We start from the raw sequence: 18,215 nt of genomic DNA on the forward strand, positions 1-18,215 counted from the left end.
CGTTACCTGTGCCGGGGAACTTAAGCGTCGTGACGAAGATGTGTCAAGGGTCTCTGAACTGCTGTATCCGTGATGGGACCGAGTATCGGGCGGTAACGGTCCGGATGGCTGGTCGAGACGCGCCGCACGATCACGCAACGATCGGGTGGTCCGATGTTAAGGTTTCGCACCGAAAGTTTCGGGACCTTGCGGGAGGCTGTCAATGACGAGATCCCGGCGGATCGTCGGCTCGGGCGCTGCGACGATCGCGACCATCGCCGACGAGGTCGGCGTCTCCCTCACCACCGTCTCCAAGGTCCTCAACGGTCGCTCGGACGTCGCGCCCGAGACCCGGGCCAGGGTCGAGGCCAGTCTGGAGCGGAACCGCTACCGGCGCCGGGTCAAGCGCCAGCCGGCCGCGGCGAGCCAGATCGACCTGGTCTTCCACGAGGTCGACTCCGGCTGGGCCACGGAGATCATCCGTGGCGTGGACGCGGTCGCCGAGGCCGCGAAGGTCGACGTCGTACTCTCCCAGCTCGGCGGGAGTCACCGGCCGCCGCAGCGGTGGCTGGACGGGGTGCTGCTGCGCCAGCCGCTCGGCGTACTGCTCGTGCTCTGCAACCTGACGGAGCCGCAGTCGCAGCAGCTCCAACGCCGCTCGATTCCCTTCGTGGTCGTCGACACCGACAGCGCGACCTCGGCCTCGGTGCCGACCGTCGGCTCCAACAACTACAACGGCGGGCTGCTCGCCACCCGGCACCTGCTGGAGCTCGGCCACCGCCGGATCGCCTGCATCTCCGGCCCCGACGACATGCTGTGCAGCCGGGCCCGGACGGCCGGGTTCCGGTCCGCGCACGACGAGGCCGGGATACCGGTGGAGCCGGGCCTGGTCCGGTACGGCATGTTCGCCGCCCACGCCGGCTACCAGCACGGGATGGAGCTGCTGAGCCGGCCGGACCGGCCGACGGCGATCTTCGCCGGCTCCGACATGCAGGCCCTGGGTGTGCTCCGGGCGGCCCGGCAACTCGGCCTGGCGGTCCCGACCGACCTCTCCGTGATCGGTTACGACAACCTGCCGGTGGCCGCCTGGGTCGGCCCCGCCCTCACCACCATCAACCAGCCGCTGCGGGACATGGCCGGCACGGCCGCCCAGATGCTGCTCGACCTGGCCAGGGGAGCGGCGCTGCCGACCAGCCGGATCGACCTGGTCACCGAACTGGTCGTCCGCGAGAGCACCGCCCCGCCACCACCCTGGTGAGCGGTGCCCTCACCAGTCCGCGTCCTGGCACACCTTCTCGGTGGTGGGAGGCTCGATCTGCAGGGTGCAGTGGTCGATGCCGAAGATGTTGTGCAGCCGGGCCCGCGCCGCGGCCAGCACCGGCGCGACGTCGGCGCCCGGGGCCAGCGCGAGGTGCGCCGAGGCGACGTCCATCCCGGAGGTCAGGGTCCAGACGTGCAGGTCGTGTACGCCGGCCACCCCCGGCACCGCGATCAGGCAGGTCGCCACGGCGCCGACGTCGATGTGCGGTGGCGCGGCCTGCACCAGCACCCGCACCGCGACCCGGGCCAACTGCCAGGTGCGGGGCAGGATGAAGAGGCCGACGGCGACCGCGACGACCAGGTCCGCGTACCGCCAGCCGGTGGTGGCGATGACGACGGCGGCGACGATCACGCCGACCGAGCCGAGCAGGTCGCCGAGGACCTCGAGGTACGCCCCCCGGACGTTGAGGCTCTCCCGGGCGCCCGCGCGCAGCAGCAGGAACGCGACCACGTTGGCGGCGAGGCCGATGACCGCGACCACGAGCATCGGTCCGGCCAGCACCTCCGGTGGGTCACCGAAGCGGCGGACAGCCTCGACGAGGACGAAGATCGCCACGCCGAAGAGGAGCACGGCATTGGCCAGCGCGGCGAGCACCTCCAGCCGGTAGAGCCCGAAGGTGCGCTGGGCGTGCCGGGCCGCCCGGCTGGCGGCGGTGATCGCGGCGAGGGCGAGCCCGATGCCGAGCACGTCGGTGAACATGTGGCCGGCGTCGGAGAGCAGGGCCAGCGACCCGGTCCACCACGCCGCCGCCGCCTCGACCACCATGGCGGCGCCGAGCACCGTCACCGCTGCCCAGAGCGGCCTGCGATGGCGTTCCCCCGCTCGTATCGCCTGGCCGCCGTGGTCGTGGCCCGCGCCCATGTGTCAAGCCTCCCGCCGTCGACGCCGTCGGGAACAAAATATGCGTACATTGCAATGTGTGCAAGTTGAAACTGGGACCCGATGTCGACGCTGACGTGCGCGGACCGCTCCGACCGGCCGCCGGCAGACCCACCCGGGCCTACCCGACGGACGACGTCAGGCGCTCTCCCGCAGGACCAGCTCGGACGGGTACGCGGTGGCCGGCGGCACCCGGGCCCGGTCGAGCGCGGCCGCCGCCGCTGCCGTGGCGATCCGCTCGACGGGGTGGCTTGCCGTGGTCAGGGCCGGCGCGCTCAGCCCGGCGAACGGCACGTCGTCGAAGCCGGCGACGGCGATGTCTCCCGGCGTGCCGATCCCGCGCCGGCGCAGCGCCGCGAGCGCGCCGAGCGCCATCGCGTCGCTGTTCGCGAAGACCGCGTCGGTGTCCGGCCAGCGGTGCAGGATCGTCAGCATCGCGGCCCGGCCGCCGGCGGCGGTGAAGTCGCCCGGCACCAGCCGGATCGGCAGCCCGGCCGCCGTCATCACCTCGTGGTAGGCCGCCACCGGCCGCCGGGTGCAGGGCATCCACTCCGGGCCGGTGATCATGGCGATCCGGCGCCGCCCCGATCCCTGGAGGTGGCCGACGATGCTGCGGGTCGCGCCCCCGTTGTCGACGTCGAACGACGGTACGCTCCGGGAGCCGACACCGATCGAGACGACCCGTCCCGTCAGGGCGGCCGGCACCGCCTCCAGGATCGGTTCGGTGGTGTTGACCAGCAGCACGCCCCGGACGCCCCGGTCCTCGGCCAACCGCGACAGCCTGGCGGGCGCGTGCAGCGGCAGCCACTCCAGCGACACCCCGACCTCGCGCAGCGCGCAGACCTCGGCGGCGGCCCGCACCACCCGGTCGACGTAGGGGTCGTGCAGCACGTCCGGCGCCCAGCCCGCGACGGCCACGACCAGGCGTACCCCGGTGCCGGAGGCGAGTGCCCGGGCCGCCGGGTCGGGTGCGTAGCCGAGTCGCACGGCGGCCGCGACGACCCGGTCCCGGGCGGTCTCGGAGGCCGCGCCGTACCCGGCGATGACCCGGGAGGCCGTCGACCGGGAGACTCCCGCGATCCGGGCCACGTCCTCCAGGGTGGCCCGGCGCGGCGCCGGCCTAACCACGCCGGCTTCCCGGAACGGCGCGCGGCGGAGGAGAGACAGGCGAAGCGGCGGTACGACCCTGCTGGCGCATGGAAAAACTATGCCACGGCCCCGGGCGGGCGGGGTGCCGGCGAACCCGTACCATCCCGCCCCGGCCAGCACTGACCGCCCCACCGCCACCGACCCCACCGTCACCGACCCCACCGTTGCCGGCCACGTTGATTACAGGCTTGCGTCGAGAGCGCTCCCAGGGGTGCGATCGGACCGGTGGCGCGCGCCGGTGCGGGGGCGGTGCGCGCCGTCGAGGAAGCGGAGGGAAACCAGGTGAAGCGGTCTGCCGGCACACTCCGGCCGCCGTCCGTACCGCCTCAGGTCGTCGCGGCCCGGACCGGCGTGGCCGTGGTCTTCGGGCTCAACGGGCTGGCCGTCGCCTCGTGGTTCGCCCGCGTCCCGGCCGCCCGGGACGCGCTCGGGCTCACCCCGGGACAGCTGGGCGCCCTGCTGCTGGCGCTCTCCGCGGGCGCGGTGCTGGCGCTCTCGACCGCCGGAGCGCTGACCCACCGGCTGGGCACGGCCCGTACGGTCGCGGGCGGGACCGGGCTGGCCGCGCTCGGACTCGCCCTGGCCGGTGTCGCCGCCAGCGACTGGCGTGCCGTACCGGCCGTGGCGGTCGGGCTCTTCGCCCTCGGCTACGGCTCGGGCACCTGCGACGTCGCCATGAACGTCGAGGCGGCGGTGGTGGAACGGCGGCTGGTGCGCACGGTGATGCCCCGGTTCCACGCGGCCTGGAGCCTGGGCACGGTCGCCGGGGCGGCGGCCGGCGCCGCCAGCGCCCGCGTCGGCGCCGCCATCGGTCCGCATCTCGGGCTGGCCGCCGCCGTGACGCTCGGCGGTACGCTCCTCGCGGTCCGGTCGTTCCTGCCGGCGTCCGCCCCGCCGGCCGACGCGACGACCGGCTCCCGCCGGGGCAGCGGGGCGCTGGCCGCCTGGCGTGAGCCGCGCACCCTGCTGATCGGCCTGCTGGTGCTGGTGATGGCCTTCACCGAGGGGACCGCCAACGACTGGCTGGCCGTGGCCTTCGTGGACGGTCACCGGGTGACCGAGGCGCTCGGCGCGCTGGCCTTCGGCGTCTTCGTCGCCGCGATGACGGTCGGCCGGACCACCGGCACGATCGCCCTGGACCGCTGGGGCCGGGTGCCGGTGCTCCTCGGCGGCACCGTGCTGGCCGCGATCGGCGCGACGACGACGGTGCTCGCGGACCCGTGGCCGCTCGCGCTCGCCGGAGTGGTCGTCTGGGGGCTCGGTGCGTCGCTCGGCTTTCCGGTCGGCATCAGCGCCGCCGCCGACGAGGAGGAGCGGGCCGCCGCCCGGGTCAGCGTGGTGTCGATGATCGGCTACACCGCGTTCCTGGCCGGGCCGCCGCTGGTCGGGTTGCTCGGCGATCGGGTCGGCAGCCTCCGGGCCCTGCTGGTCGTACCGTTCATGCTGCTGCCCGCGCTCGTCCTGGTGCCGGTCGCCCGACCGCCCGCCGACCGGCCGTGAGGCACGGCGTCGTCGCCTGGGCGATGCCTGGGCAGCCCTGACTCTTAACCTCGTCGTCGCCGGTCCATCGCGTGGATGACGTGCCGTTGTCGGCGCGCAGGAGTTGCTTGTCAAGGGTTCCCATCGTCCCTGAACAGGAGCCGATCCACGTGCCTCCATCTCGTCGTACCCTCCTCACCGGTGGCGCCGCGGGCGTCGGCCTCGCCGTCGCCGGTGGGGTCCCGTCCCTGGCCCAGGCCCACCCCGGCCGGCCCCGCCCGCCGGTCCGGGCCGGTCACGTGCCCTTTCCGCCACTGGTGGACGACCCCGACGGCATCCTCGCCCTGCCCGAGGGCTTCAGTTATGCCGTGGTCACCCGGGCGGGCGTGACCCGGCTCGACCGCGGCCAGGGCCTGACCCCGGCCGACCACGACGGGATGGCCGTCTACGACGCAGGCCGCGGCCGCTACACCCTGATCCAGAACCACGAGATCGACCCGGGCGCCGAATTCGGTGTGCCGCACGTGCGGGGCACGGTCTACGACCCCGGCGCCGTCGACGCCGGCGGTTGCACCGTGATCAGGACCGACCGGGCGGGTCGCAACCTCGGTGAGTTCGTCGCCCTCTCCGGCACCGTCGCCAACTGTGCGGGCGGGCCCACCCCGTGGGGGACGTGGCTGACCTGCGAGGAGACGGAGGACAGGGCCGGCGACGGCTGGGCGGAGGACGGCCGGACCGGCGTCTTCCGGAAGGATCACGGCTACGTCTTCGAGGTCTGGGCCGACGGCAGCGCGGACCCGCGGCCGATCAGGTGCCTGGGCCGCCTCTCCCACGAGGCCCTGGCGGTCGACAGGGACCGCACCAGGATCTACCTCTCCGAGGACGCCGACGAACCCAACGGCCTCTTCTACCGCTGGAGCGCGCCCCGCGGAGTCCGGCTCGGCCCGGGGGTGCTCACCAGGCTCGGCCCGGATGCCGGCGTCCTCGCCGCCATGCAGATCATCATGGACGACGGCTCGGTGCTGCCGGACGTCGCCTACCTGACCTCGGCTCAGCTGGGCCGTCCCTTCCCGGTGCGCTGGATCGAGGTGCCCGAGCGCGACGCGCGGACCACGAGCCTGCGCGAGCAGTTCACCGATGCCCAGGTCACGCGCGGACGCAAGTTCGAGGGGGTGTGGGGCACCGACGAGGGCGTGTACGTGGTCAACTCCTACGCCTGGGAGGACGGCGACCTCCCGGCGGACGCGGCTCCGCACGACGGCATGGTCTGGTTCTACGACTACCGGGCGCAGACCATCCAGCTGGTGACGTACTTCCCGCACCAGACCGCGTCGGAGGAGGGTACGGCGGTCAGGTACACCGACCTCACCTTCGACGGCCCGGACAACGTGACCGTCACCCCGTGGGGCAGCCTCGTGCTCGCCGAGGACGGCTCCGGCGCCTCCCACGTGCTCAGCGCGGTTCCGGGCGGCCCGACCTACGCGATCGCCCGCAACCAGCTCAACGACTCCGAGTTCTGTGGTCCGACCTTCACCGCCGACGGCAGGGTGCTGTTCGTCAACATGCAGGACCCCGGCCTCACCCTGGCCATCACCGGTCCCTGGGAGAAATACCTGGGCTGACGGCGGAAAGCCGGAGCGGGCGGTGGGGCCGGGCGATCTGCCTGACCCCACCGCCGCCGACCAGCCGACCGGAAAGGTCCGGTCAGCGCCGGACAACCGCCGGGTCCGGGTCCGGACCCGGGCCGGTCGCCGGTGGCGCGCCGTCGACGGCGCCGGCCGCGGTGGCGGCCCTGGTCGCGGTGGCGGCGCCGGTCGCCGGGTCGGGCAGGTCGAGGCTGGTCCGCAGCGTCACCGGCCTGAGCAGGAGGGCGGCGATCACCCCGACCACCGCGATCGCGGCGGAGATCAGGAAGATGTGCCCGGTGGCGTCGCCGTACGCGTCCCGCACGATGTGCACGACGGCGTCCGGCAGCGCGTTCAGGTTGAGGCTGCCACCGGCGCTGCCCGCTCCCGAGGCCGGGATGCCGGCGGCGGCCAGGTCGTGGGTGATCTGTTCGGTGACCCGCCGGGCGAGCACCGCACCGAGCACCGAGACCCCGATCGTGCCGCCGAGCGAGCGGAAGAACGCCACCGAGGCGCTCGCGGCGCCGATGTCCCGCAGCGGCACGGCGTTCTGCACCGCGAGCACCAGGTTCTGCATGGTCATCCCGACCCCGGTCCCGACCAGCAGCATCGCCCCGCCCACGAAGACCAGCGAGGTCGTGTGGTCGATGGTGCCGAGCATCAGGAAGCCGGCGACCAGCAGGACCGCGCCGACCACGATGTACGGCTTGATCCGCCCGGTGCGGGTGATGAGCCGCCCCACCACGATCGAGGAGACGAGCACCCCGACCATCATCGGGATGGTGAGCAGGCCGGCCTCGGTCGGGCTGTAGCCACGGCCGATCTGGAAGTACTGGCCGAGGAAGACGGCGCCGCCGAACATGGCCATCCCGACCGCGAGGCTGGCGACGATCGCGAGTGCCGTGGTGCCCTGCCGGACGATGTCGAGCGGCACCACCGGCTCGGCGGCGCGGGCCTCGACGGCGACGGCGAGGACGAGCAGCAGCAGGGCGCCGCCGACCATGGCGCCGGTCTGCCAGGAGAGCCAGCCGAACGAGCCGTCGACGAACGAGATCCAGATCAGCAGCAGGCTGACCCCGGCCGCGATCAGGCCGGCGCCCAGGTAATCGATCTTCACGTTCTCCCGCCGGACCGTGACCAGGTGCAGGGTGGCCTGGAGGACGAGCAGGGCGATGATCGCGATCGGTACGCCGACGAAGAAGCACCAGCGCCAGCCGAGCCAGGAGGTGTCGACGATGACGCCGCCGAGCAGCGGACCGCCGACGGTGGCGAGCGCCATCACGCCGCCCAGGTAGCCGTTGTAGCGACCCCGCTCCCGCGGCGGGATCATCGCGGCGATCACCACCTGGACCAGTGCCTGTAGCCCGCCGACCCCGATTCCCTGGAAGGCGCGGGCGGCGATGAGCTGGCCGGCGTTCTGGCTCAACCCGGCCACCACGGAGCCGAGTACGAAGATCAGGATGGCGCTCTGGACCAGCGCCTTCTTGTTGAACAGGTCCGCCAGCTTGCCCCAGATCGGGGTGGTCGCGGTCGCGGTGAGCAAGGTGGCGGTGACCACCCAGGTGTACTGGGTCTGCGTGCCGTTCAGCGCACCGATGATCTTGGGTAGGGCGGTCGAGACCACGGTGCTGCTCAGCAGTGCGACGAAGAGCACCAGCAGCAGGCCGCTGAGCGCCTCCAGGGTGCGCCGATGGCTCATCGGCTCCGCTTGGGGCGCGGATGCCGGGGCGGTGGGTGCGCTCATCGCGCGGCCTCCAGGTCGTGTCGGGGGTTGATCGTTCCAGGCCCCTGGTCGGGGCTGCCGTGGATGGTGCCGAGCTGGTCGAGGCTGCCCTGGATGTCTCTGCCGAGCCGGTCGAGGGCGGTGCTCAGCGCCTCGATCTCGGCCGGCCGCCAGCCGGCGAGTGCGCGGCCGAGCAGGTCGCCGTACCAGTCGCGGGCCTCGGCGAGGGCCCCGCGCCCGTGGTCGGTGACGGCGAGGAGGCTCGCCCGCCGGTCCGCCGGGTCGGCCTGCCGGACCACCAGGCCGCGCGCCACCAGCGTCGCCACGGCCCGGCTGACGGTGGAGGGGTCGAGCCCGGAGCGGTCGGCCAGCTCCTTGGCGTGGCAGCCGCTCGCCGGGCCGGCCAGCTCGTCGATCTGGAGCAGCATGCCGACCATGCCGGACGGTACAGCCGGGCGTTCGACCTCGCGCCGGTGCCGGATCATCCGCAGGGCGGACATCAGGTCGCGCAGCCGGTCGCCGAGCTCGGTGTGCCGAGCGCTCGTCTCCACCTCGCCTCCCCGTGCGGTTGGTTGCCGCACACAAGGATCTCCGTTTAGTTGCCCATTGTGCAAGTTTTCTCGATGAGAAGTGATCCACCCCACCGGTACGCTGTTCCCGATGGATGAGACGGTGGGGCGGCGGGAGCGCAAGAAGGCCGCGACGCGCGAGGCGCTGCACCGGGCGGCCCTCCGGCTCGCCGCGGAGCAGGGGCCCGACCGGGTGACGGTGGAGGCGATCGCCGATGCGGCCGACGTCTCCCGCCGGACATTCTCGAACTACTTCTCAAACAAGGAAGAAGCTCTCTTCCACCTCGATGTGGTGCGGATCCGCCGCCTGCTGGAGCTGGTGCACTCCCGGCCGCTGGAGGAGCCGCCCTGGACGGCGCTCACTTGGGCAGCCGAGCAACACGCCCGGGAAGGCGCGGACGTCGACCCGCTCTGGCTCGCCCAGCGGCGGCTGCTGCGCAACCATCCGAGCCTCGCGGCCCACCAGGTCGCCGCGTACGGCACCGCCGAGCAGGAGTTCGCCGCCGAGATCGCCCGACGCCTCCCCGACGACCCGGAGACGCCACTGCGGTCCCAGGTGCTCGCCGGTGCGTTCCTGCACGCGCTGCGCGCGGCGAACCGGCACTGGGCAGACCATCCCGAGCGTTCCCTGGCCGAGCTGGTGCGCGCCGCCCTCGGCTATCTGACGACGGTGTGACCGACCGGGCGGCCCCGGCAGGTGCCGCCCCGACCCGTCGGGGCCGACGGGCCACGGGTCGTGCTGGCAACGTGGACATACGGTGGGCGGGGCAAGGTCGACCGGACGGCCGTGCGGGAGGTCGACGTGCGCATCGCCGGCTACAACGTGGAGAATCTGTTCGACAGGGCCCGCGCCCTCGATCAACGGACCTGGGCGGAGGGGCGGCCGGCGCTGGAGGCTTTTCAACGCAGCTGCGAACTGCTCGAGGAGCCTGTCTACACTACCGGGATCAAGCACGATATCTTACGCGAGCTGCGTCGACTCGGACTGCACCGGAGTGACAAGGCCCGCTTTGCCCGCCTGCGCCAGAACCGGGGACGCCTGTTGAGACGGTCGCGCGACGGCCGCGTCGAGATCCTGGCCGACGGCCGCGCCGACTGGGTGGGCTGGGTCGAGTTGACCACCGACCGGGTCGACGAACTGGCGTTGCTCAACACCATGAGGGTCATCCTGGACGTCGGTGCCGACATCCTCGGGGTGGTCGAGGCCGAGAACCGCCTCGCCCTCAGACGTTTCGCGGACTCCGGCCCGGCCGTCGCCGATCGGGTCCGGTACCCGCACGTCATGGTGGTCGACGGTAACGACGAGCGGGGAATCAACGTCGGGGTGATGTCCACGACGGAGTATCCGCTCGTCGCGCAGCGCAGCCACGTGGACGACGCCGACGACACGGGGCGGATATTCAGCCGGGACTGCCCGGAGTACCACTTCCGGATCCCGGACGGACGGCGCCTCGTGGTCCTCGTCAACCACCTCAAGAGCAAGGGCTACGGCGGCAAGGCCGCCTCCGACGCGATCCGCCTCCGGCAGGCACAACGGGTCGCCGAGATCTATCGCGACCTGGTGGCCGACCACACCCCACTGGTCGCGGTGCTCGGCGACCTGAACGACACACCGGAGAGTGCGCCGCTGGCTCCGCTGCTCGGTGGCACGGACCTGCGCGACATCGCGGCACACCCGGGCTTCGACGACGGTGGCCGCCCGGGTACGTACGGCTACTGCGCCGCCCGGAACAAACTCGACTACGTCCTGCTCTCACCGTCGCTCTATGCCAGTGCCGTGGGTGGAGGGATCCTCCGCAAGGGAGTGTGGGGCGGTCGCCGCGGCACGCTGTGGCCGATCTACGACACGATGACCCGGCAGGTCCACGCCGGATCCGACCATGCCGCGATCTACGCGGACCTGAATCTGTCGGGATGACGCCGATGCCGCACGCGGGTAACAAGGATCACGGGGTCGGCAGGACTGGTCGTCGCAGGCTGGAGGGGAGATGACAGCGACTGCGGCCGCGACGAACCTCGCCTCCGGTGAGCCCCCGATCAACTTTGCGGCCCACCAGTTCCGCGCCGGCAACATGGCGGGTGCCCGCGACGACTTCGAGCAGATGCTCGCCATGCTGATCCAGGCGGTCCATCCCGGTGCCCGCGCGATCGCGGCCAACCCGGGCGACTGGGGAATCGACATTCTTCTCGGCGAGCTGTCGGGTCTGGTCGTGATCTGGCAGTCGAAATACTTCTGGCCGGCGGTCACCCGATCGGCGCAGGCGCAGATCCGCGAGTCGTTCGACTCCGCCCTGTCGGCCGCGAAACGCAACGGCTACGAACTGAGCCAGTGGATTCTCTGCGTGCCGTCGAGCATGGACCCGGCCACCGCGCAGTGGTGGGACAGGTGGCAGGAGCGGCGTCAACGGGCGACCGGTGTGGCGATCGAGCTCTGGCACGAGACGACCCTGCGGAACCTGCTCGCCAAGCCGGACGTCAGCCACGTCCGGCGGCACTTCTACGACCCGTACGTCCCGGCGCAGGTGCCGCGTACCCCGCTGCGCGACCTGGACCCGGGCGCCGCCACCGACCTGGATCGGGCACTCTTCGTGCGGCAACTGCGCGCCGCCGGGCACACCGAGTTCCATGCCGCCAAGCGCGAGTTCTTCAACGCCGAGCTGCTCGCCCGCGAGATCGCGGACAAGCGGGTCGTCGCGGAGCTCAGCGCCCTCGGCGAGGCGGACGGGCTCGTGCACAGCATCTGGGAGGCCCGGTTCAACGCGGCCTGCCAGCAGGAGCCGGTCGACGTACGGCTGCCCGGCCTGCACGCGGGCGTCATGCGGGAGATCCGCGAGACGACGGCGTTTCCGGCGGCGCTGCCCGCCGGCCCGGTACACCGGTGCGGCCTGATGCACCGGGTGGTGCAGGACCGCCGGGCGGGCTGGGTGGTGCGCTGGCGCGAGATCGCGGCCGAGGGGGCGCCGTGAACCCGGACGAGGTCGCCGTCTTCCGCCAGGCCCGGCTCGTGCTCCTGCTCGCCGCGAGCGCGGAGCGGGCACCGGAGGGGGTCGACGCCGAGCGGTTGGGGATCTACGACTTCCTGGCCGCACATCCGTTGCTGCTGGCCCGGGGGGAGGACGATCCCGACCGGCTCACCCTCCGGCTCACCGGCTTCGACGAGCGGTCAATCTGCTACGCCAGCCCCGCCCAACGCTTCGTCAGCGGTCAACTGGTCCTCGCCCGCGACCTCGCCGACCTGGTCGGCCGTGGCCTGGTGAGCGTGACCGTGTCGGGCCGGATCAGATACCGGCTCACCCCCGCGGGCGCGAGCATGGCCAGCCGATTCAGCGCGATGTATTCTCAGGCGTACGTCACAGCCGCCCGGATCGTCATCCGGCGGACCCGACGGCTGAGCGGGCGGAAACTGCGTGAGAGCCTGCGGCAGTGGCTCAGCACGCCGGGCCGGCCGGACGGACAACTTCATCCGGCGCACCTCCTCGACAGCGGACATGTCCCAGACGCTCCGTCCTCCACCGATCCGACGGGGCAGACCAGACGGCCGGAGGACAGGACATGATCGACGACCCGGTGCCGCCGCTCGGCGGCTCGCACTCACACGGGATCCGGCTCCGCCGACTCCGGTTGCATGCCGAGGGCCGGACATATGACGTCGACTTCCGCGGCGCAGACGACTCGCCCCGACCACTGTCGGTGATCGCCGGGGCGGTCAGCACCGGAAAGACGACGATTCTCGAGTTCGTCGACTACTGCCTGGGCGCCTCGGACCATCCACGCCACCCCGAGATCACGCCGAAGGTGCGGGCCGCCACCCTGGAGGTCGAGCTCTCCGGCTCGCCGTACCTGATCGAACGGGCCGTGGGCGAGCCCTCCACCTTCGCCTACGTCCGGGCCGGACGGCTGGACGAACCCGGTGCCACACCGCCGGAGCGACGCCCGGTACGACCGGCCGGGCATCCCGACAGCCTCTCCAGCCTGCTGCTGTCGCACTGCAAGCTCGAAGGCGTCCAGCTCCGGGACGATCTCACCCGGGCCGAGGCCGACACCGACCCGCTCAGCTTTCGCGACCTGATGTGGCTCTGCTTCCTGCCCAACGAGCGGCTCGACGACAAGAACCTGCTGTTCGAGAACGTCACGATGAAGCACCTCAAGCTCCGGCAGGTCGTGGACGTCGTGTTCGACATCCACGACGACCACTCGGTGGAGCTGGGCAGGCGCATCCGGGCGGTCGAGGCGGATCTCGTCGCCGCGCGCGACGCCTACCGGGTGGCCGAGCAACTCGTCGAGGAGCAGCAACTGGGCGGCCGGGCAGAGCTGGAGGCACTGCACCGCAACGCCAAGAGCGAGATGTCGGAAGCGGCCCTGGCCGTGGCCGCACTCGACACCCGGGCGCGGGCCGACACCACCTTCGCGGAGGACCTGCGGGAGCGGCACCGGGCGGCGGCGCACGACGCCCGCCGCGCCGCCGCGATGCTCCGCGACCGGGAGACGCAGGTGGAGCGGATGACCGCCCTCCGCACGACCTACGCGGAGGACGTGAGCAAGCTGACCATGCTCGCCGAGGCGGGCCGCCTCTTCGAGCCTCTGCGGGTGACCGCATGTCCGTCCTGCCTCACCCCGCTCGCGGGCTCGGAGAGCCGGTGCGGGGCATGCCAGTCCGACCTCACCGCGCAGACCGCGACCGACGGAGCGGCCGGGGCGCTGGACGTGAGCGCCGAACTCCGCTCGGCCAAGGCGAAGCTGAGCGAGCTGACCGACTACCTGGCCGAGCTGGAGCGCGAGGTGCCGCAGTTGCGGGTGGCGGCGGAGCGTGCCCAGGAGGCCGAGGCCCGGGCGGCGGCAGAGGTCGACGTGGTCACCGCCCACGTGGTGACACCATACCTGGCACAGCGGGACGCGCTCGCCCGTCGCCGGGAGGATGCCGGCGCCGCCATCCAGCGGGCGGCGGGCGGTCTTCGCCTGATGCACAGCCTGGAGCGACGCGCGGCGAACATCGACCGGAAGGCGGCGTTGCTCGCGTCGCTGCGCGAGGAGTTGGCCGGTGCCGGCGGCCAGCCGTCCCGCACGGACCGGTCGACGATGATCGGCCGGCTCGGCCAGCGGTACCGGCAGATACTCGAGGAGTGGCGCTACCCGAAGATCGCGGACGCGTACCTCGCCGAGAACCTCACCCCCTACATGCGGGGCAAGCCCTACACCGCCGCGTCTGCCGGCGGTCGCACCCTCATCGCCCTGGCCTGGCAGCTCGCGCTCTTCGAGATCGCCTGGGAGACGCGCTCGTCCCACCCCGGGTTCCTGCTGCTCGACAGCCCGCAGAAGAACTTCGGCCAGACCGGGGAGCACGGCACCGACCTGGCCGACGCCGCGACCATCGAGCAGATCTACCGGCACCTGGACACCTGGTTGGCGGGCAGGGGCGCGGGAGCACAGATCGTGGTGGCGGACAATGCCCCGCCGCTCTCCGCGGCCTCCGGGATCATCGTGCGCTTCTCCCGCCGGCCCGAGCAGCCGCCCTACGGGCTGATCGACGACGAGACGAGCTGACGCGGCGGCCGGTCGGGTACGCCGACCGGCCGCCGCGGCGCGTGCCGAGCCTCGTCACGCGCCGGGTCCGCCCTACGGAGCCGGATACTCCGTGAGGTAGACCGGCACCCCGACCCGGGTCGTGTCGGCCGGCTCGCCGACCCCGTTGACGACGTGGTCGATGGTGCCGGCGCTGAGGTTGACGGTCATGACGTGGTGCAGCCGGACGCCCGGCGTCACCGGCACCTCGAAGCCGTTCTCGGTGTGGATCGACGGGTTGTTCTGGTTGAAGACGTACACCCCGCCGCCGTGCAGGGTGTGCCGGCGTACCCGGTCGCCGACCTTGTAGCCGGCCCAGCCCTCGACGTCGCCGTTCATCCAGTCGGCCTGGGTCGGCGGGTCGTAGGGCAACTCGTTCTGGTAGAGGACCGTGGTGCCGTCCTCGCCGTTCCAGACCGTGTTGTAGCGCTGGAAGTGCTCGACGAAGAGGCCGGTGGCGGTCACGTGGTCGCCGTTGATGACGGCGCCGTAGCGACCGGTGTTGGTACGCCAGCGGTCCGTGTCGCCGTTGACGCCCTCGGTGAAGCCCTCGACGCCGTGGTCACCGCGCCAGACCCAGGTGTGGTCGATGAGCACATGGTCGCTGTTCACCTCCAGCGCGATGTGCGTCCGGCCGATGTGCGGACCGCCGACCCGGAAGTAGACGTCGGAGAGGGTCGTCGGGTTGGCCGGGGTGCTGTGGTCGCGGCCGCGCCGGCTGCCGACCCGGAGCAGCACCGGCGACTCCCGCAGCCCGGCGTCGATCGTCACCCCGGCCACCACCACGCCGGGCACCCCGGCGACCTCCAGCGGCACCGCGCCGTGCACGGCGGTGAGGGTGGCGTGCCCGATGCCCAGCACCACGGTGTCGGGGCGCCGGACCTCGATGCTGCGCGCGACGTCGTAGACGCCGGGGGTGAGCAGCAGGTGCCGGCCACGCGCCAGCTCCCGGTTGATCACGTGTACCGGATCGGAGGGCCGGGCGACGAAGAAGTCCCGCAGCGGGATCGTCCGGCCCGGCGTCATGCCCTCGCCCCAGGTGATGCCCCGGGTGTTCCGCCGCACGGCCGGCACCCGGACCTGGTGACGCCCCTTCCCGTCGACGAAGAGATACGGCTTCTCCCGGCTCAGCGGCGTGCTCTCCAGCGTCGTGTACGGCGGGTCGGGGAACCCGGCGTCGTCGGGTGCGCCGACCACACCGGCGAAGACCTGGTTCCAGACCGCGTTGGACCAGCTCTCCACCTCGCTGTTGCGGGTCAGCCACTGCTGCTGCGAGCCGTTGGTGGTGGCCGGCAGCCGCGAGTCGGCGATGAAGCCGCCGCTGGCGTACTGCGGGCCGGCGGTGCAGTAGTCCATCAGGGAGAGTCCGCCCCCGCCGATGTTCATGCGGCGCAACGAGACCGCCTGGGAGACGGCCCAGAAGTTCGCCGAGGCGCGGCAGTCGTCCTGACCGGTCGCAATGATGTTGACCGACAGGTTGGAGAGGGTACGCCAGAAGTTGACAAGCGCGATGCAGTTGCCGGTGCCACCGCCCTCCAGGCAGCGGTTGTAGACCTCGACCTTGCCGTTGATGACGACGTCGGTGGGGGAGGCGCCGAGCCCGGAGATCTCGGTGTAGTAGCCGACCTTGATCTGGAGCGGCCGTTCCGGGCTGCCGTAGCTGCCGGGCTTGAAGAGGAAGGCGTATCGGTCGGTGCCCATCTCGTTGCCGACCTGCCGGGCGTGGGTGGCGTCGAGCGTCGCCTGGATCTCCTCGACCGGCATGCCCGGATCGAAGACGGTGACGTTGCGCCCCAGATCGGGCGCACCGTGGCCGGGCGCACCGTGGCCGGGCGCACCGTGGCCGGGCGCACCGTGGCCGGGCGCACCGTGGCCGGGCGCACCGTGGCCGGGCGCACCGTGGCCGGGGGTGCCGTGCCGGGGCGGGCCGGCGCTGGCGGGAGTGCCCGTGAGGGTGGCGGCGGTGACCAGCGCCAGGCCGAGCGTGAGCACCCGGCGGAGCCGGCGGCGCGGGGTGCGCCGCTGGCGGCCGGGGGAGGAGGTCGTCATGCGGTGTCTGTCCTTTCCACCGGTGGCGAGGCGGCCCGGCGAGGTCTGAGAGCGCTCTCTCGATCGTCCGGTGCCGACCACGCCATCGAACAAAGGTGATCGAGGCATTTCTACCGCCTCGACCGCCGGCACGCCATGGGCCGACCCGGTCTCGCCGCCGACCCAGCGGGCCGGATCAGTGCGGCCGGATCAGTGCGGCCGGATCTGCGAGGCCGGATAAGCACGGCCGGATCAGTACGGCCGGAGCGGCGACGTTCCGCCACGGTCGACGGCGAGCGGGGTCCGGCCCTGACCGGACCCCGCTCGCCGCAACTCCCTCGCCGTCGCGGGTCCTCAGCCGACCAGGTCGAACCGTTCCCACGGCCCGATCGCGGTCCGGTTGGCGATCAGCGGCGCGGCACCGGCGTTCTCCGCCGTCACGTACCGGTCGTTGACCGTGGCGCGCAGGCTGACGCTGCCGTCGCCGTTGCGGACCAGCTGAAATCTCTCCCAGCCGCCGACCGCGTCCCGGTTGGCGATCAGCGGTGCCGCTCCGGCACTCTCGGCGGCGACGTACCGGCCGTTGGCCCGGGCGCGCAGCGCGACGATGCCGCCGCCGAGCTCCACCACCTCGAACTGCTCCGCCGTGCCGAGCGCCGTCCGGTTGGCGATCAGCGGGGCGGTGCCGGCCGGGTCGGCGGTGACGTACCGGCCGTTGGCGTGGGCGCGCAGGCCCGAGCCGCCCGGCTGGGGCTGCTGGCCCGAGTCCACCGCCGGGTTGAACTGGCGCACCCAGTGGCGGGTCCGGTCCAGGTACGCGGTTTCGGCGGCGGCACCGGTCTGCCCGTACGCACCGGAGTAGCTGAGGTAGCCGTGCCCGGCCGGCGGGCTGCTGCTGGCCGGCTCGATCGTCGAGCCCTCGTGCCACTCGTTGAACGACGTGATCGAGACCCAGGTCGGCGGGCCGCCGTTCGCCGCGCTCAGCGCGTTGCCCCACTGCCGGTCGTAGGCGGCCCCGTCCGCCCGGTCCACGGTCGGGGTGGTGTTGCCCGGCACCGCCCGGTCGTCGAGATAGCCCGGCGCCACCGACGGGGACCAGACCAGGCCGTTCGCCGCACAGTACGCGCTGGCGTCGGCCCAACCGGGTGCGGTCGCCCCGGCGATCCCGTCGTAGGTGTACATCCCGCCGAAGTGCGCGACCCGTGTGGTGTCGGTGGTCTGCGCCAGCACGATGCTGTTCGATTTGACCTGCTCCAGCGGCGCCCAGTCGGTGATCCGCAGGCTCTCGAAGACATAGAACGCCGACCGGTTGCCGTGCGCGGAGTCCCGGTGGAAGGCCGGGTGGCCGCCGTACCGGTTGTGGATGTAGGTGATGTCCGCGACGGTCGACTCGGCGGTCCGCCCGGCGTACGGCTCCAGGTGCCAGGCGACCTCCAGGCCGTGCTCGGCGGCGGCGTCCAGCACCAGCGGGGTCAGGTTGTCCTCGAAGGAGCCCTGCCCCCACCAGCTGTGGACGAGCACCCCGACCCCGGCCCGGCTGATCCACGCCATGTGCTGCCGCACCGCCGCCGGGTCACCGGAGTCGTACGCCCCGAGGGTGGGATAGAAGTTGGCGCCGACGTCCTGGGGCGGGGTGTGCCCGCCCTGCTGCCAGTGCCGGTAGCTGCCGGAGTGCGCCGGGTTGCCGTACCAGGAGTAGTAGAAGATGTGCACGTCCTCGGCGGTCTGCGGCGGCGCCGCGACCGCGACGGGTGTGGTCGGGCCGGGCGGAGCCGCGCCCGCCGGGGTGGTCGGGGCGGCGAATCCGGCCGCCAGCAGCAGGGCGGCGGCGCTGCCGCGCAACCAGTGCTTTCGCAGGTGCATGGATACCTCCGTGGTCGCGCCGGACCGGTGGTGGTGCGGCC

The 18,215-nt window shown here is 72.6% G+C and carries 14 protein-coding genes; 8 read left to right on the top strand and 6 right to left on the bottom strand.

From position 1 onward, the window contains the following. Positions 1-202 precede the first annotated feature (202 nt). Complete coding sequence (locus ACN27G_RS10135; RefSeq protein ID WP_421492530.1) at positions 203-1,237, top strand: LacI family DNA-binding transcriptional regulator; 1,035 nt, start codon at positions 203-205, stop codon at positions 1,235-1,237. 9 nt (positions 1,238-1,246) lie between these two features. On the opposite strand, the gene ACN27G_RS10140 is transcribed toward ACN27G_RS10135, so the two are convergent. Together ACN27G_RS10140 and ACN27G_RS10145 are read right to left on the bottom strand one after the other, a co-directional pair. After that, entirely contained in the window at positions 1,247-2,161 is a 915-nt protein-coding gene (locus ACN27G_RS10140; protein ID WP_421492531.1) for a cation diffusion facilitator family transporter, read from the bottom strand. A 156-nt stretch (positions 2,162-2,317) separates the two neighbouring features. Then, positions 2,318-3,307 carry a LacI family DNA-binding transcriptional regulator gene (locus ACN27G_RS10145; RefSeq protein ID WP_421492532.1) on the bottom strand — a complete coding sequence of 330 codons (990 nt, stop codon included), beginning with the start codon at positions 3,305-3,307 and terminating at the stop codon, positions 2,318-2,320. A 303-nt stretch (positions 3,308-3,610) separates the two neighbouring features. Between ACN27G_RS10145 and ACN27G_RS10150 the strand changes: the two genes are divergently transcribed. Continuing rightward, positions 3,611-4,828 carry an MFS transporter gene (locus ACN27G_RS10150; protein ID WP_421492533.1) on the top strand — a complete coding sequence of 406 codons (1,218 nt, stop codon included), beginning with the start codon at positions 3,611-3,613 and terminating at the stop codon, positions 4,826-4,828. Positions 4,829-4,977: 149 nt separating this feature from the next. Continuing rightward, on the top strand, positions 4,978-6,429 hold the full coding sequence (locus tag ACN27G_RS10155; protein ID WP_421492534.1) for an alkaline phosphatase PhoX: 1,452 nt from the start codon (positions 4,978-4,980) through the stop codon (positions 6,427-6,429). 82 nt (positions 6,430-6,511) lie between these two features. Here ACN27G_RS10155 and ACN27G_RS10160 read toward each other — a convergent pair whose 3' ends face one another. Continuing rightward, a complete protein-coding gene (locus tag ACN27G_RS10160; protein WP_421492535.1) occupies positions 6,512-8,176 on the bottom strand; it encodes an MDR family MFS transporter in 1,665 nt (554 codons plus the stop codon). After that, the gene (locus ACN27G_RS10165) at positions 8,173-8,706 is read right to left on the bottom strand and encodes a MarR family winged helix-turn-helix transcriptional regulator (RefSeq protein WP_421492536.1); all 534 of its coding nucleotides are present in this window, start codon (positions 8,704-8,706) and stop codon (positions 8,173-8,175) included. Before ACN27G_RS10165 ends, ACN27G_RS10160 begins: the two co-directional genes overlap by 4 nt. Positions 8,707-8,815: 109 nt before the next feature. Here ACN27G_RS10165 and ACN27G_RS10170 point away from each other — a divergent pair, with 109 nt between their 5' ends. From ACN27G_RS10170 to ACN27G_RS10190, 5 genes are all read left to right on the top strand, one after another. After that, on the top strand, positions 8,816-9,400 hold the full coding sequence (locus tag ACN27G_RS10170) for a TetR/AcrR family transcriptional regulator (RefSeq protein WP_421492537.1): 585 nt from the start codon (positions 8,816-8,818) through the stop codon (positions 9,398-9,400). A gap of 111 nt (positions 9,401-9,511) precedes the next feature. Further along, the gene (locus ACN27G_RS10175) at positions 9,512-10,642 is read left to right on the top strand and encodes an endonuclease/exonuclease/phosphatase family protein (RefSeq protein ID WP_421492538.1); all 1,131 of its coding nucleotides are present in this window, start codon (positions 9,512-9,514) and stop codon (positions 10,640-10,642) included. A gap of 70 nt (positions 10,643-10,712) precedes the next feature. After that, positions 10,713-11,690 carry a hypothetical protein gene (locus ACN27G_RS10180; protein ID WP_421492539.1) on the top strand — a complete coding sequence of 326 codons (978 nt, stop codon included), beginning with the start codon at positions 10,713-10,715 and terminating at the stop codon, positions 11,688-11,690. Beyond that, positions 11,687-12,280, top strand: coding sequence for a hypothetical protein (locus tag ACN27G_RS10185; RefSeq protein ID WP_421492540.1), 594 nt, complete (start codon positions 11,687-11,689; stop codon positions 12,278-12,280). The genes ACN27G_RS10180 and ACN27G_RS10185 overlap by 4 nt, the downstream gene beginning before the upstream one ends. Next, a complete protein-coding gene (locus tag ACN27G_RS10190) occupies positions 12,277-14,265 on the top strand; it encodes a DNA recombination protein RecN (protein WP_421492541.1) in 1,989 nt (662 codons plus the stop codon). Before ACN27G_RS10185 ends, ACN27G_RS10190 begins: the two co-directional genes overlap by 4 nt. Positions 14,266-14,337: 72 nt before the next feature. On the opposite strand, the gene ACN27G_RS10195 is transcribed toward ACN27G_RS10190, so the two are convergent. Next, a complete protein-coding gene (locus tag ACN27G_RS10195; protein WP_421492542.1) occupies positions 14,338-16,332 on the bottom strand; it encodes an adenylyl cyclase in 1,995 nt (664 codons plus the stop codon). Positions 16,333-16,665: 333 nt separating this feature from the next. Continuing rightward, the gene (locus ACN27G_RS10200; RefSeq protein WP_421492543.1) at positions 16,666-18,174 is read right to left on the bottom strand and encodes a hypothetical protein; all 1,509 of its coding nucleotides are present in this window, start codon (positions 18,172-18,174) and stop codon (positions 16,666-16,668) included. Positions 18,175-18,215 lie beyond the last annotated feature (41 nt).

Source organism: Plantactinospora sp. WMMB334 (genome assembly GCF_049179095.1).
Taxonomy (GTDB): domain Bacteria; phylum Actinomycetota; class Actinomycetes; order Mycobacteriales; family Micromonosporaceae; genus Plantactinospora.

Excerpts from the sequence above, each read along its gene's own strand:
- ACN27G_RS10135 (WP_421492530.1), top strand. The coding sequence starts at position 203 with ATGACGAGATCCCGGCGGATCGTCGGCTCGGGCGCTGCGACGATCGCG.
- ACN27G_RS10180 (WP_421492539.1), top strand. The coding sequence starts at position 10,713 with ATGACAGCGACTGCGGCCGCGACGAACCTCGCCTCCGGTGAGCCCCCG.
- ACN27G_RS10195 (WP_421492542.1), bottom strand. The coding sequence starts at position 16,332 with ATGACGACCTCCTCCCCCGGCCGCCAGCGGCGCACCCCGCGCCGCCGG.
- ACN27G_RS10140 (WP_421492531.1), bottom strand. The coding sequence starts at position 2,161 with ATGGGCGCGGGCCACGACCACGGCGGCCAGGCGATACGAGCGGGGGAA.
- ACN27G_RS10160 (WP_421492535.1), bottom strand. The coding sequence starts at position 8,176 with ATGAGCGCACCCACCGCCCCGGCATCCGCGCCCCAAGCGGAGCCGATG.
- ACN27G_RS10200 (WP_421492543.1), bottom strand. The coding sequence starts at position 18,174 with ATGCACCTGCGAAAGCACTGGTTGCGCGGCAGCGCCGCCGCCCTGCTG.
- ACN27G_RS10190 (WP_421492541.1), top strand. The coding sequence starts at position 12,277 with ATGATCGACGACCCGGTGCCGCCGCTCGGCGGCTCGCACTCACACGGG.
- ACN27G_RS10170 (WP_421492537.1), top strand. The coding sequence starts at position 8,816 with ATGGATGAGACGGTGGGGCGGCGGGAGCGCAAGAAGGCCGCGACGCGC.